This window comes from Novosphingobium sp. TCA1, assembly GCF_009811895.1.
GTDB classification, from domain to species: Bacteria; Pseudomonadota; Alphaproteobacteria; order Sphingomonadales; family Sphingomonadaceae; genus Novosphingobium; species Novosphingobium panipatense_A.
Window position 1 is genome coordinate 119,329 of the sequence record NZ_BLJH01000006.1, and the last position, 14,109, is coordinate 133,437.

14 protein-coding genes are annotated in these 14,109 nt (G+C 65.9%); 6 read left to right on the forward strand and 8 right to left on the reverse strand.

Annotated elements, in window-relative coordinates; all coding sequences use genetic code 11:
• Nucleotides 1-2 precede the first annotated feature (2 nt).
• Genes epsC through NTCA1_RS09880 form a run of 3 tightly spaced genes read right to left on the reverse strand, consistent with a single transcriptional unit; the run spans nucleotide 3 to nucleotide 2,701 of the window.
• Nucleotides 3-704 (reverse strand): serine O-acetyltransferase EpsC, encoded by a 702-nt coding sequence (gene epsC, locus NTCA1_RS09870; protein WP_159830307.1) that lies wholly within the window; start codon nucleotides 702-704, stop codon nucleotides 3-5.
• A 44-nt stretch (nucleotides 705-748) separates the two neighbouring features.
• Nucleotides 749-1,387: an ATPase gene (locus NTCA1_RS09875; protein ID WP_086490687.1), complete on the reverse strand. Its 639-nt coding sequence runs from the start codon at nucleotides 1,385-1,387 to the stop codon at nucleotides 749-751.
• Nucleotides 1,388-1,399: 12 nt separating this feature from the next.
• Nucleotides 1,400-2,701 (reverse strand): heavy-metal-associated domain-containing protein, encoded by a 1,302-nt coding sequence (locus NTCA1_RS09880; protein ID WP_159830435.1) that lies wholly within the window; start codon nucleotides 2,699-2,701, stop codon nucleotides 1,400-1,402.
• A 218-nt stretch (nucleotides 2,702-2,919) separates the two neighbouring features.
• Between NTCA1_RS09880 and purM the strand changes: the two genes are divergently transcribed.
• Entirely contained in the window at nucleotides 2,920-4,023 is a 1,104-nt protein-coding gene (gene purM, locus NTCA1_RS09885) for a phosphoribosylformylglycinamidine cyclo-ligase (protein ID WP_159830436.1), read from the forward strand.
• Nucleotides 4,016-4,981, forward strand: coding sequence for a phosphoribosylglycinamide formyltransferase (gene purN / locus NTCA1_RS09890; RefSeq protein WP_159830309.1), 966 nt, complete (start codon nucleotides 4,016-4,018; stop codon nucleotides 4,979-4,981). The genes purM and purN overlap by 8 nt, the downstream gene beginning before the upstream one ends.
• A gap of 24 nt (nucleotides 4,982-5,005) precedes the next feature.
• Here purN and NTCA1_RS09895 read toward each other — a convergent pair whose 3' ends face one another.
• The 5 genes from NTCA1_RS09895 to NTCA1_RS09915 all read right to left on the reverse strand — a co-directional run bounded on the left by NTCA1_RS09895 (nucleotide 5,006) and on the right by NTCA1_RS09915 (nucleotide 8,217).
• Entirely contained in the window at nucleotides 5,006-5,260 is a 255-nt protein-coding gene (locus NTCA1_RS09895) for a YdcH family protein (RefSeq protein ID WP_086490689.1), read from the reverse strand.
• Between the two features lie 118 nt (nucleotides 5,261-5,378).
• Nucleotides 5,379-5,624, reverse strand: coding sequence for a hypothetical protein (locus NTCA1_RS09900; RefSeq protein ID WP_086490690.1), 246 nt, complete (start codon nucleotides 5,622-5,624; stop codon nucleotides 5,379-5,381).
• Between the two features lie 109 nt (nucleotides 5,625-5,733).
• Nucleotides 5,734-6,156 (reverse strand): nucleoside-diphosphate kinase, encoded by a 423-nt coding sequence (gene ndk / locus NTCA1_RS09905; protein ID WP_007684747.1) that lies wholly within the window; start codon nucleotides 6,154-6,156, stop codon nucleotides 5,734-5,736.
• Nucleotides 6,157-6,283: 127 nt separating this feature from the next.
• Nucleotides 6,284-6,721, reverse strand: coding sequence for a DNA polymerase III subunit chi (locus NTCA1_RS09910; protein WP_159830311.1), 438 nt, complete (start codon nucleotides 6,719-6,721; stop codon nucleotides 6,284-6,286).
• A 32-nt stretch (nucleotides 6,722-6,753) separates the two neighbouring features.
• A complete protein-coding gene (locus NTCA1_RS09915; protein WP_159830313.1) occupies nucleotides 6,754-8,217 on the reverse strand; it encodes a leucyl aminopeptidase in 1,464 nt (487 codons plus the stop codon).
• 94 nt (nucleotides 8,218-8,311) lie between these two features.
• On the opposite strand from NTCA1_RS09915, the gene NTCA1_RS09920 reads away from it, so the two are divergent.
• From NTCA1_RS09920 to rsmA, 4 genes are all read left to right on the forward strand, one after another.
• Nucleotides 8,312-10,615 carry an LPS-assembly protein LptD gene (locus NTCA1_RS09920; RefSeq protein WP_086490693.1) on the forward strand — a complete coding sequence of 768 codons (2,304 nt, stop codon included), beginning with the start codon at nucleotides 8,312-8,314 and terminating at the stop codon, nucleotides 10,613-10,615.
• 213 nt (nucleotides 10,616-10,828) lie between these two features.
• The gene (locus NTCA1_RS09925) at nucleotides 10,829-12,196 is read left to right on the forward strand and encodes a peptidylprolyl isomerase (protein WP_086490694.1); all 1,368 of its coding nucleotides are present in this window, start codon (nucleotides 10,829-10,831) and stop codon (nucleotides 12,194-12,196) included.
• An 18-nt stretch (nucleotides 12,197-12,214) separates the two neighbouring features.
• Nucleotides 12,215-13,276 (forward strand): 4-hydroxythreonine-4-phosphate dehydrogenase PdxA, encoded by a 1,062-nt coding sequence (pdxA, locus tag NTCA1_RS09930; RefSeq protein WP_159830316.1) that lies wholly within the window; start codon nucleotides 12,215-12,217, stop codon nucleotides 13,274-13,276.
• Entirely contained in the window at nucleotides 13,273-14,103 is an 831-nt protein-coding gene (gene rsmA, locus NTCA1_RS09935) for a 16S rRNA (adenine(1518)-N(6)/adenine(1519)-N(6))-dimethyltransferase RsmA (RefSeq protein WP_086490696.1), read from the forward strand. The genes pdxA and rsmA overlap by 4 nt, the downstream gene beginning before the upstream one ends.
• Nucleotides 14,104-14,109 lie beyond the last annotated feature (6 nt).

Below are 14,109 nucleotides of genomic sequence, written 5' to 3' on the forward strand. Positions count from 1 at the left end.
CGTCAGACGCCCTTCACGACGGGCTCGGCCTGTTTCTCTTCTTCGAGCCTGCGCATGACCGTATCGAGCTGGGCACGCAGGGCCGCGACCTGCTCTTCCAGTTCATCGACGCGCTGGCTGCCCACAGGTTCGCAAGGTTCCTTGCAGGGCGTGCCGTAGGGCATGAATTCCTTGGCGTAAGTCTCGGCCTTGACCAGAGTGGAGCGGGCCTTGACGCCGATCATGGTGGCGCCTTCCGGCACGTCTTCGGTCACGACGGCGCTGGCGCCCACGCGGGCCCGCTTGCCGACGGTGACCGGGCCGATGATCTGCGCGCCGGAACCGACGATCACATTGTCGAGCAGGGTCGGGTGGCGCTTGCCGCCCTTGCCGTTGGTCGGGTTGGAGCCGCCGAGCGTGACGCACTGGTAGATCGTCACGTTGTCACCGATATGCGCGGTCTCCCCGATCACGGTGAAGCCGTGGTCGATGAAGAAATTGCGACCGATCGTGGCACCGGGGTGGATGTCGATCGCGGTCAGGAAGCGCGAAACGTGGTTCACCACGCGGGCCAGGAAGAACAGGTCGGCACGGAACAGCCGGTGCGCGATCTTGTGAAAGAACAGCGCCCAGACGCCCGGATAGAGCAGGACTTCCCAACGCGAACGCGGCGCGGGGTCGCGCGCGACGACGGAATCCAGATAGCGAACCAGATTACCCAGCATCGCGCGAATCTCCCATCAATTGGCTCGTCTGGCAAGCCATGAGGTCAAAGGGGCCTCGGATCGCCGCCACTGCCTTCCGAACCGTAGAGTTCGATCAGCGCCTCACGCCAGATCGCCAGCGTCGGCGGCTGCTTGCGCTCAAGGCTGAGGCGGTCGATGGCGGCGACCAGGTTTTCGACGCCCACATGGCTACGTTCGCAACGCGGTACAAGGTAGTCGGTTGCAGAAGGGTCGAGGGAAAGACGGCGCATCTGCGCATGAACATCGATCAGTTCGCCCAGCATCTCCTCGTCGGGATCGCCGATTTCCAGTTCCAGCGCAGCGCCAAGCCGCGAACCGAGATCGGGCAGGGACACCTGCCAGCGTCCCTCGCCCTCGCCGCGCCTGCGCGCGGAAACGATCAGCAGCGGACGCCCGGTTTCCTGGGCGCGGTTCCAGCTGTGGAACACCGCGTCCTCATCCATGCGATCGGCATCGTCAAGTGCATCGCCGTGCCCCGCCTCGACGAACCAGCGCGCGAGCAGCGACTTGCCGGAACGCGGCGGCCCGGACAGTATCGCGCTGTGAAACGGCCATGTCGCGGGCTCCAGCAGGGCATCGATCGCACCGGCGTTGGCATTGCCGACTACAATGCGCGGCGGGCTGTCGCTCGCGGCGGACAGCGGGAGTGCGATCTGCTTCATCACCGGGAGGACCTAGCGGGTGATCCTCAGGGCACCGCCCCCGCTCGTCACTTTCCAGCCCTGCCCGCGCAGAGCCCCGGCAAGACGTTCGCTGCCGCCTTCCACGGTGACGCGCATGACCGAGGTGCCGCCGACCGCAAGGCTGACGGTCGCCGCGCCGCGCACGCCCGGAACTCCGCGAACCGCCGCCAGCGCCGCGTCCACGGCAGCGGCGTCGGGCGACGGGAACTGGACGGGAACGGTTTCCACCGGCGCGGTCGGCGCCAGCGAAGGCGCGGCCGTGGGCGTCACGACCTGCGGCGGCAGCGCCTCTATCGGTGCGCCGCCCTTCGGCATGAGCTTGGTGCGAAGTTCGGCGAAAGCGCGGTCCAGCACCTGTCCGCTGGTCGTCAGCGTGGGGTCCGTGCGCAGTTCGCCGCTTGCAAGCGCATCGCGGTAGAGCCCGTCCATGCGCTGCACCGCCTTGTCGAGCATGCCCGCGAGTTCTTGCTCGCTTGCCGCGTCCATCTCGAAAGTGCCGAGGAAAGTATTGTCCGGGCCGTAGCGCGCGGTGAACGTGCCATGGATCGGGCCGCCCGGCCATTGCCGCTCAAGCCGGGCATAAGGCACCAGCACGGAGGCGGCATCGAACTGGTTGAGCACGTTGCGCCACCACAGGCGGCTGCGGCGCGAAGCCTGCCCGGCCGTGAGAATGAGCGATTCGCCGCCCGCGCCCACCGGCCGGACGTAGTCGATCGGGCTCTGCGACGCCTGGAATTCGGCCCATGCGCGCTGCCACGGCCCGCGCACCTCGAAGACCTGCTGCACGCCGCCCGAATAGAGCACCGGCAGCACCAGCATCGGCGCCGAACGGATCGTCGCGCCGCCGGCGCCGACATATTGCCCGGCACGTGCCTTGCTGAAGATGACGCCAAGCGTGGCGATATAGCGGCGCGGCCCGACCTGCTCCTGGCCGATCACCACCGAAGAGACCATGGCGTCGATCGCCTCGACCGGCATGTCCGGTCCGCCCAGCTTCTTCCAGGCTTCCTTTTCCGCCTGCTTCCAGCCTTCGAGGCGGGCATCGGCGCCGGTCTTGGCGGTAACGTCCACCTTGATGCCGTTGACCTGGATATCTTCCGAGTTCGCGAGCGGGGCAATGCCGCGATCGCCCTCCACTTGCGCGACGAGTCGATAGCCGCCTGCCGCGCCCAACGCGAGAATCGCGGCGCCGCAGGCCATCAGCCCAACACGGCGCACCGAACGCCAACCCGCGCCTTCGCCCGAGCCTGTACCGGTCACGCGCCGGAAATTATGGGAAAACGTCATCGCCATCATCAAACCGTGTGGCCTTTTGCCCAAACCGATCTGGAAAACCAAGCCGTAATCCTACGCCGCGCTGCTCTTGCATTTGCGCGCCTGTCCGAAATTCGGCGGAACAGCGTGGAACCGCCGTTCCGCAATAAATTTTTCCGCCCGAATTGCCGGAATTATCCATGCCCGATCCGATGCTCGGGCGTGACAGCGGCGCGTTTGCGCACTATGCGCGCGCAATGTCCGACGATAACACCCCGCAGAGCTATTCCTACGAGCAGGCCGGCGTCTCGATCGCCGCCGGCAACGCGCTGGTGAAGGCCATCGCCCCGCTCGCGAAATCCACCGCGCGTCCCGGCGCCGATGCGGAACTGGGGGGCTTCGGCGGCTTCTTCGATCCGCGCGCGGCAGGCTACAAGGACCCGCTGCTGGTGGCCGCCAACGACGGCGTGGGCACCAAGGTCAAACTGGCGATCGATCATGACCGCCACGACCATATCGGTATCGACCTTGTCGCCATGTGCGTGAACGACCTTATCGTCCAGGGCGCGGAGCCCCTGTTCTTCCTCGACTATTTCGCCACCGGAAAGCTGGAGAACGGCGTCGCCGAGCGCGTCGTCGCCGGTATCGCCGAGGGTTGCCGCATTTCCGGCTGCGCCCTGATCGGCGGCGAGACCGCCGAGATGCCCGGCATGTATGCCGCTGGCGACTACGACCTCGCAGGCTTCTGCGTCGGCGCGGTGGAGCGCGGCGAGCAGCTGACCGGCGACAAGGTGGCCGACGGAGACGTGCTGCTGGGCCTCGCTTCGTCGGGCGTTCACTCGAACGGCTACTCGCTGGTCCGCCGCCTGGCCGAGGACAAGGGCTGGAAGCTCGATCGTCCGGCGCTGTTCGATTCGGATACCCTGCTGATCGACGCGCTGATCGCGCCTACGCGCATCTACGTGAAGAGCCTGCTGCCCTTCATCCGCTCGGGTCGCATCAATGCCCTCGCCCACATCACCGGCGGCGGCCTGCTGGAAAACATTCCGCGCGTCCTACCCAAGGGCCTCCATGCCCGTATCGACGTCGGCGCCTGGCCGCAGCCGCGCCTGATGGCCTTCCTCCAGGCCCAGGGTAACATCGAACCGGCGGAAATGGCTCGCACCTTCAACTGCGGCATCGGCATGGTGCTTGCGGTTCCGGCCGATGACGCCGCCGCGCTCAAGGCGGAACTGGAGGCCGCCGGAGAGACCGTCTTCGTGATCGGCATCGTCGAGGAAGGCGAAAAGGGCTGCACCGTCCAGGGCAAGGCCGAGGAATGGTCTGCCCGCGAGGACTGGGAAGCGGTGCATCTTGCCTGAGAAGGCTCCCGGGAAGGCAAAAGTCGCCGTCCTGATTTCGGGCAGCGGCACCAACATGGCCGCCCTGCTCTACGCCAGCCGGGACGAGGACTGTCCCTACGAGATCGTCCTCGTCGCCAGCAACCGGCCGGATGCCGGCGGCCTTGCCCTTGCCGCCGCCGAGGGCGTGGCGACTTTCGCCTTCAGCCACAAGGGCCTCTCGCGCGAGGAACACGACGCGGCAATGGACGCGGCGATCCGCGAATCCGGCGCGCAGTGGGTGGCGCTGGCAGGTTACATGCGCATTCTTACCGAGGGCTTCGTGCGGGGCTGGGAAGGCCGGATGGTCAATATCCATCCTTCGCTCCTGCCGAAATACACCGGCCTCCACACGCACCAGCGCGCCCTCGATGCCGGTGACAGTCACGGCGGCGTCAGTGTCCACCTCGTCATTCCCGAACTCGACGAAGGACCGATTCTGGGCCAGACGCCCGTCGCCATCGTGCCCGGCGATACCGCCGAAACGCTGGCCGCGCGCGTCCTGATCGCCGAGCACCAGCTCTATTCGCGCTGCCTTTCGGCGCTGGTCGTGCGCGAATCGAGCCCGGAATGGCTGCTTGGCCGCGTGCGCGAGCGGGCCATGGCCCTTCCCGAAGCCGACGAAGTGGAAAGCCACGGCATGCCGTGCTTCGGCGTGATCAAGGGCAAGAAATTCGCCTATTTCACCTCGAACCATCATGCCGACGGACGAACCGCCCTGCTGGTGAAGATCAGTGGCGCCGACGAGCAGGCCATGCTGATCGAACAGGACGAGGAACGCTACTTCCGCCCCGCCTACTTCGGCGACGGCTGGATCGGCATCCGCCTCGATCTTGGCGAGAACGACTGGGACGCCATCGAAGGCTGGCTCAGCCGTTCCTGGCGCGCGATCGCGCCGAAGAAACTGACGGCGCTCATGAACGCCGCCGATCAGTTCTGAGCGACGCCTCGCGTTTCGGATCGATCAGGCACCCACGGCGCCTGCATCCCGGATCATCCGGCCCAGCTGATCCAGCAGGCAGAGCCGCTCCTTCTTCAGGTCCTCCAGCCGGGCATCCGAGGCGACTTCCAGCCCTGCTTCGACCCGGTAGATCGCGCCGTTCACTTCGTCGTAGCGATCCGCCAGCGCCGCAAAGTGCCCGCGCGTGGCCTTGAGGTGATACAGGACTTCCAGATCGTTGGGGAATTCCGCAGCGAGTTCATGGGCTTTGTGGGACATCGGCTCTCCTCTATCGCTCGAACGGCATTGAAGGCTTAACGCGCAGTCTATCCCGTCCGGCCCGGCGCGTGCCTTGCGCAAGATCAAGAACGCGCGGACGAAAAGACGGACCCGATGCTCACACTTCCGAGTAATCGACTTGCGGGCGGCTTTCGCGCGTGCCGCGATAACGCTTCTCGGGCTCCTGGGGATCCCCGGCGATCACGACATGATCGTCATGCACTTCCACCAGCGTGCCGACGAAAGGAAAGCCCTCAAGACTGCCGTTCACGCGGTAGCTGACGGTATCCCCGACCTTGAACGTCTTCTCGTCGAAGTTGAATTCGAACGGACACACTTCGTCCGCACCGCCCATGTTCTGCATCCTGGCTCTCCACCTTTTGCGCGAGCCTAACGCAAAACCGGAGAAGTGCGCAAAAACAAAAAGGCCGCCCCGAAGGACGGCCTTTTCATTGTCTTGCGAAGCAGGTGCTTCAGCCGACCAGTTCTTCCGGCTTGAAGAAGTAGGCGATTTCGATCGCCGCGTTCTCTTCCGAGTCCGAACCGTGGACCGAGTTGGCTTCGATCGATTCGGCCAGTTCCTTGCGGATGGTGCCGGCGTCGGCGTTCTCGGGGTTGGTGGCGCCCATGATGTCGCGGTTGCGCTTCACGGCGTCTTCACCTTCGAGAACCTGAACCACGACCGGGCCCGAGATCATGAACGAGACGAGGTCGTTGAAGAAGGGACGCTCGGCATGAACGGCGTAGAAGCCCTCGGCCTGTTCCTTGCTCATCTGGATGCGCTTCGAGGCGACGACGCGCAGGCCGGCTTCCTCGAGCATCTTGGTGACGGCGCCGGTCAGGTTGCGGCGGGTGGCGTCGGGCTTGATGATCGAAAAGGTGCGGGTGACCGCCATGGGATGTTTCCTTGGAAAAGGGTTTGATTCTTGCGCGCGCCCCTAGCGGGGAACCAAGGGAATCGCAAGGCGGGCAAGATTAACTTCTCGTCGTCCCGACGAGATTTCACGCCGCTTTCGCTGGCTATCAGCCCGCCTGGACCCAGCGTCCGCCTTCCTGCTTCCAGTAGTGATGCTCCACCCCGTCGCGGGTGCGGAGCATGCGCCAGGTGTCGCGGGCGTGTTGCAGGGTGGTATCGTCGAACAGGAAGAACGTGCGCGTGAAGGCGCGCTCGCCCTCGCGCCACTGCCCGTCGGCAATGGCCATGAACCTTGCCCCGTTCACCGGATCGGGCGCATCCGAAAGCAGGATCGGCTGGCGATCCTCATTGCCCTCGCCCGCGAAGCCGTTGGCGAGAAAGCTCTCGGGCCCGGCAGACCATAGTGCCTGGCAGATGCGCTGGCGCTGCGCCAGGTCGCCGGAGACGACGAGCAGACGCTCGCCGTTCTCCGCGACCTTTCCGGCGATCAGCGCCAATGCGCTTTCGGCGGGGTCACGACTGAGCTGATAGAAATCGACGCGCATCTCGTGACCCCTCCCTGTTCTCAGGCCGTCTCTCAGGCTTCCAGATTGTCGCGCACGAAGCGGTCCAGAAGGCGTACGCCGAAGCCCGAGGCGCCCTTGTCCCAAGTGGCGCCCGGCTTGTCGGTCCACACTGTGCCGGCAATGTCCAGATGTGCCCAGGGGGTGTCGTTCTCGATGAAGCGCAGCAGGAACTGTGCCGCCGTGATCGAGCCGCCGAAGCGGGGACCGACGTTCTTGATGTCGGCGATCGGGCTGTCGATCATCTTGTCGTAGTTCGGGCCCATCGGCATGCGCCACAGGCGGTCGCCCGAAGCGTCACCCGCGGCGGCAAGCTGTGCGGCGAGGTCGTCGTTGTTCGAGAACAGGCCCGCATATTCATGCGCAAGGCTGAGGATGATCGCGCCGGTCAGCGTGGCGAGGTCGACCACCTTGGCAGGCTTGTATTCGCGCTGCACCCAGGTCAGCGCGTCGCAGAGCACCAGGCGGCCTTCGGCGTCGGTGTTGATGACTTCGATGGTCTGACCCGAGAGCGAGGTGACGACGTCACCGGGGCGCTGGGCGTTGCCGTCGGGCATGTTTTCCACAAGTCCGCAGACGCCCACGATGTTGGCCTTGGCCTTGCGCAGCGCCAGCGCGAGCATGGTGCCCGCGACGGCGCCTGCACCGCCCATGTCCCACTTCATGTCCTCCATGCCGGCCGCGGGCTTGATCGAGATGCCGCCGGTGTCGAAAGTCACGCCCTTGCCGACGAAGGCGACCGGCGCCTCGCCCGCAGTGCCGCCCATCCATTCGAGGACCAGCAGGCGCGCCGGGCGCACCGAGCCCTGGGCCACACCGAGCAGCGAACCCATGCCGAGATCAGCCATTTCCTTTTCGTCGAGCACGCGGACCTTAAGGCCGCTGCCCGCCACTTTCGCCTCGACGCGGGCGACGAAGGATTCGGGATAGATCACGTTGGCGGGCTCGGTGACGAGTTCGCGGGTGAACGAAACGCCCGCGACGATCGCCTGCTCGACCGCCCAGACCGCCTCGGTGCCTTCCGGCGCGCCGACCACGGCGATGTCCACCAGGCTGGGCTTGGCGTCCTCGGCCAGCTTCGTGCGATAGGTATCCAGGCGCCAGGCGCGCAGCACTGCGCCGAGCAGAACGCCTGCCGCTTCGTCAGCGGAGAGGCCAGCGCCGGTCAGGTCCAGCGTCACGGCGGTCTCGCCCGAGGTCAGGTACTTGCCGACGACGGCCGCGCCCGCGCGCTCGACTGCACCCTTGCGATCCTTCGCATCCGCGGCACCGATCCCGGCCAGCGCCACGCGCACGGCCTTGCCGTCACGCTCGACGAAGCCCTCGAAGAGCTGCCCGGCCTTGCCGGTGAAGCGCGATGCCTTCGCGCCTTCTGCCAGCACCGTTTCGATATCGGCGGGAATCGAATCCTGATTCACGAAGCGGGCGACGAGACGCGCCGGAGCGGCGGCAGCAGCGTCAAGGAACTGGATATTCATGAGATCTCCTGAATCACGTGGGCGAGCGTCGATGTTGTGCGCTTCGCCGCAACAGCGGATTGCAGTTAGGCACAGGCGGTGCGATAGGCAAGTGATGCTCCCTGCCGCGCCGACCTCGCTGCAAGCCCCCGTTCGCCGCTTGCGACCCGTTTCGCTGAGCGTGATGGCCCTTGGAATCGCCGCGCTCGGCATGCCTTCGCTGGCGCTTGCGCAGGACGTCTCGCGTCCCGTCGATACCGGCCCGATCGAGGGTGCGCCGCCCGCCCCGCCCGCTTCGACCGAAGACAACGTGCCGATCGCCTTCGAAGCCGATACGGTGGAATACGACCAGAACGACGAGTTCGTGACCGCCACCGGCAATGTCGTGCTGCGCAAGGACAGGCAGTCCGTCCGCGCCGACAAGGTGACTTGGAACCGCAAGACCGGCCAGATCATGGGCAGCGGCAATGTCCGCATGGTCGATCAGGACGGCAACCAGCTCTACACCGAAAGCGTCGAGCTGACCGACGAGCTGAAGACCGGCATGATGGAAAACCTGCTCCTGGTCATGCGCCAGGGCGGAAGACTGGCCGCCAACAAGGGCGAGCGGATCGCCAACGGCGACGTCGTGCTCCAGCATGCCGCCTATACCGGCTGCGCCGTGGAAAACGACCAGGGCTGCCCCAAGAAGCCGACCTGGCGCGTCGTCGCCAAGACGGTGGTCTATAGCGAAACCCAGAACCGGGTGCGTTTCAGCGATGCCCGGCTCGAACTGTTCGGCGTCGTCCAGCTGCCGCTGCTGGGCCTTTCGGTCAGCACCAACGGCGGCGCGGTATCCGGCTTCCTGGTCCCCGACTTGCGGTCGAGCCCGTCTAACGGCATCGAAGTTGCGCAGTCCTACTACTGGAAGATCGCGGAGAACCGGGATCTCACCGGCTCGCTCCACGCCTATACCAAGGCGGCGCCGATGGCCTCGTTCCAGTACCGCGCGCTCACCGACATCGGCGCCTACCAGATCACCGGCTACGCCACGTCGAGCAACCGCATCCCGATCAACAGCACCAACCCGGACCCTAACCGGGAACGTGCCTTCCGCGGCTACATCTTCGCCAACGGCAAGTTCCAGCTCGACGAGAACTGGAGCATCGCCACCTCGATCCGCCGCGCCACCGACCGCACATTCGTGCGCCGCTACGACATCTCGCGCGACGATCGCCTGCGTTCGTCGGTCGAAGTGGAGCGGATCGACCAGGACAGCTATTTCTCGTTTGCGGGCTATGCCACGCAGACCCTGCAATCGAGCCGTGACCAAGGGCAAATCCCGGTCGCCTTCCCGGTGATCGACTATCGCCACCGCTTCGACGAATCGATTCTGGGCGGCAAGATCGATACCCAGGTGAACACCATGGGCATCACCCGCGTGGACGGCCAGGACACCCAGCGCGCCTTCGCCAGCACCCAGTGGTCGCTGCGCAAGCTTACCGGCATGGGCCAGGAAGTGACGCTGACCGGCCTCGTACGCGGCGACGTCTACCATTCCGACCAGAACGACCTTACCCCGACGGTGCTCTACCAGGGCCAGGAAGGCTGGCAGACCCGCGCCATCGCACTGGCCGCGGTGGACGTGAAATGGCCGCTGATCGGCCAGGTCTTCGGCGGCAGCCAGGTCCTCACCCCGCGCGTCCAGCTGGTCGCCACGCCCCGCGTCAAGAACCTGGCGATTCCCAACGAGGATTCGCGCGCCATCGAGCTTGAGGATTCCAACCTCTTCGCACTCAACCGCTTCCCCGGCTACGACCGCTTCGAGGACGGGGTGCGCTTCACTTACGGCTTCGACTGGATGTTCGAGCGCCCGCGCTGGCGCATCAAGTCCACGATCGGCCAGTCGGTGCGCCTGAGCAACAAGCCCTCGATCCTGCCCGACGGCACCGGCCTTGCCAGCAAGACTTCCGACATCGTCGGCCGCACCGAAGTGCGTTACCGCAACTTCTTCAACATCATCCACCGCTACCGCGTGGACAAGGACACGCTGGCGGTCCGCCGCAACGAATTCGACATCTCGCTGGGCAACAACCAGACTTACCTCGAATTCGGCTATACCAAGCTGAACCGCGACATCTCGATGGATATCGAGGACTTGAAGGACCGCGAGGAAGTCCGCGCCGCCGGGCGCGTGGCCTTTGCGAACTACTGGTCGCTATTCGGCTCCGCCGTGGTCAACCTGACCGACCGCGTCGAGGACCCGACTTACGGTTCGGACGGTTTCCAGCCCCTGCGTTCGCGCCTGGGCATGGCTTACGAGGACGACTGCCTCCAGATCTCCTTCACCTGGCGGCGCGACTACGTGACCTTCGGCGATGCCCGCAAGGGCAACTCCTTCCAGCTGGGCTTTGCGCTCAAGAACATCGGTGCATGGTGATGCGGCGATGAAGAGGAAGGTTCAGGACACCAGGATTTAGGACGCTCGGCACTGGCACTTGGGACTGGCACTTGGGACTCTGGGCCAAAGCGGCTATCGGACGTGCTCAGTTTCGGTTAAGCCGCGTGCCGACATAGGCCGGGAAGCGTCCCTCGGCGAAATTTCCATCGAGCGGCATCGGCCGTGCGGGTCGAATACGGGATATAGGTCAAGGTGAAAGCAATCCAACGCAACACGTTCATCAAGCGCGCCGCCTTTGCGTGCGGCGCCCTGGTTGCCTGCGGTACAGGGGCGGCGACGCTTTCTGCTCCGGCCGCCTTCGCCCAGTCGGCCCCACAGGGCGAGATCGTCATTCCTGACGATGTGAAGATCTTCGGCAACGACAATCCCAACCTGCGCCGCGCCACGGCAGTGGTAAACGGCGCGGTCATCACCGGCACCGACGTAGACCAGCGCCTCGCCCTGATCCTTGCCGCCAACCAGGGCAAGATCAGCGAAGAGGAACAGAAGCGCCTGCGCCTGCAGGTGCTGCGCAACCTGATCGACGAAACGCTCCAGATCCAGGAAGCCAAGGCTGCCGAAGTCTCGGTGGACGATGCCGAGATCGAACAGTCCTACGCCCGCGTTGCGGCGCAGAACTTCAACCAGAACACCCAGGCGATGGACGCCTATCTCAAGCGCGTCGGTTCCTCGCCGGATTCGCTCAAGCGCCAGATCCGCGGCGAGCTTTCCTGGCAGCGCCTGCTCCAGCGCAACGTCCAGCCCTTCATCAACGTCTCCGACGATGAAGTGAACGAAGTGATCGACCGCCTCAAGGCGTCGAAGGGCACCGAAGAGTATCGCCTCGGCGAGATCTATCTGGCCGCCACTCCGGAAACCGAGCAGCAGGTTGAAGGCAACGCCAACCAGATCATGCAGCAGCTCCGCCAGGGCGGCAGCTTCGTGGCCTATGCCCGCCAGTATTCGCAGGCCTCCACCGCATCGGTCGGCGGCGACCTCGGCTGGGTCCGCCTCGGCCAGCTTCCCGGCGAGGTTGCTACAGCCGTGCGCGACATGCAGCCCGGCCAGCTCGGCGGCCCGATCGCCATTCCGGGCGGCTACGACATCGTCTACCTGATCGACAAGCGCCAGGTGCTTACCGCCGATCCGCGCGACGCCGTGCTGGCCCTCAAACAGATCTCGATCGAGTTCCCCAAGGGCCTCTCCGAGGCGCAGGCCAATGCCAAGGCGGAAAGCTTCGCCAAGACCATCCAGACCGCCAAGGGCTGCGGCGATGTCGACAAGGTGGCCGCCACCATCGGCGCCCAGGTCGTCGCCAACGACCAGGTCAAGGCGCGCGACCTGCCGGGGCCGATCCAGTCGTCGATCCTCAACCTCTCGCCGGGTGAGACCCTGCCGCCGTTCGGTTCGCTGACCGAGGGCGTGCGCATCCTCATGCTCTGCGGCCGCGACGATCCGCAGGTCGATTCCGGCCCGAACTTCGAGCAGGTCATGGCCCAGCTCGAAGACGACCGCGTCAACAAGCGCGCGCAGATGTACTTGCGCGACCTTCGCCGCGACGCGGTGATCGAATACAACTGACGAGTGAGGGCGGCGCATATGGCGGCCAAAACCGACGGCGCGCCGCCCCTCGCGGTTTCGCTCCCGGCAATAGCACCACTGGCCGTTTCGCTGGGCGATCCGGCCGGCGTCGGCCCTGAACTGTTCGCGCAGGCCTGGGCGGATCGCCGCGAGGCGGGCCTTGCCCCGTTCTTCGCGGTCGGCGGGGCGCAAGTGCTGGTGGCCGCCGCGCGAAGCCGGGGCATCGATCTGCCGATCGCCCGCATCGCCGCCCCCGCCGAAGCGGCGGCTGTGTTCGACAGCGCCTTTCCCGTCCTGGGCGACGAGGATGCCCAGCCCTCTTTCGGCCAGCCCGATGGCGACGGCGCGGCCCTTGCCCTCCATTCCCTGACCCGCGCTGCCGCGCTTGCCCTGTCGGGCGAAGCGGGCGCCATCGTCACCGGCCCGATCGCCAAATCGAAGCTGGCAGAGATCGGCTTCGTCCAGCCCGGACAGACCGAGTTTCTCGCAGATGCCTGCGGCGTGCCCCATACCGACGCGGTGATGATGCTGGCAGGACCGAACCTGCGCACGGTGCCGCTGACGGTTCACGTCGCCCTGTCCGCCGTCCCCGCCCTGCTCACCCGTGAACTGATCGAGCGCAAGGCCCGCATCGTCGCCGCCGCGCTCGCGCGCGATTTCGGCCTCTCGCCCGCACGTATCGCCATTACCGGTCTCAACCCACATGCTGGAGAGGACGGCCGCATGGGCCGCGAGGAAATCGATACGATCGCCCCGTCCATCGCCGCCCTTGCCGGTGAAGGTCTGGCCGTGACCGGCCCTCACCCCGCCGACGCCCTGTTCGCCGCGCATGAGCGGGAAAAGTTCGACGTGGCACTCTGCATGTACCACGATCAGGCGCTGATCCCGATCAAGACGCTGGATTTCGACGCCGGGGTCAATGTCACGCTCGGCCTGCCGATCGTGCGCACCTCGCCCGATCACGGCACCGCTTTCGGAATTGCCGGAAAGGGCGTGGCCAGCGCCGGCGCCACGATTGCCGCCCTGCGCATGGCCGGGGACTGCGCCTCGCGCAGGCTGCTTACGGAGAAAACCGCATGACTGCCGATCTCCCGCCCCTGCGCGAGGTCATCGCCCGCCACGGGCTTTCCGCCTCGAAGGCGCTCGGGCAGAATTTCCTGTTCGACGAACAACTGCTGGACCGGATCGCCGCCATTCCCGGCGGGCTCGAAGGCCGCAATGTCTTGGAAGTCGGCCCCGGCCCCGGCGGCCTCACCCGCGCCCTGCTGCGCGCCGGTGCCACGGTGACCGCCATCGAGATGGACCGCCGCTGCCTGCCCGCACTGGCGGAAGTGGAAGCGGCCTTCCCCGGCAAGCTCAAGGTCATCGAAGGGGATGCGATGAAAATCGCCCCCGCCGACTTGTTCGACGGGCCCTATGCGGTCGTCGCCAACTTGCCCTACAATGTCGGCACCGCGCTGTTTACCGGCTGGCTTTCCGGCGAAACCTGGCCGCCGCAATGGTCGTCGCTGACGCTGATGTTCCAGGAGGAAGTCGCCCGCCGCATCGTGGCCGAGCCGGACACGTCCGCCTATGGCCGCCTTGCCGTGCTGGCGCAGTGGCGCTCGAAGTCCAGGCTAGCGATGAAAGTCCATCGCAGCGCCTTCACGCCGCCGCCCAAGGTCATGTCGGCAATCGTCCACGTCGTTCCGGGCGAGGCCCCGGAGGGCGTGTCCATGCGCGTGCTGGAACGCGTGACGGAAGCCGCCTTCGGCCAGCGCCGCAAGATGCTGCGGCAGAGCCTGAAAGGCGTACCGGGCGCGCTCGATGCGCTGGAAAAGCTGGGTATCGATCCGCAGCGACGTGCGGAAACGCTTTCGGTGGCCGAATTCGTGAGCGTGGCGCGCGAACTGACGCCCCAAAAATAGCTCTGC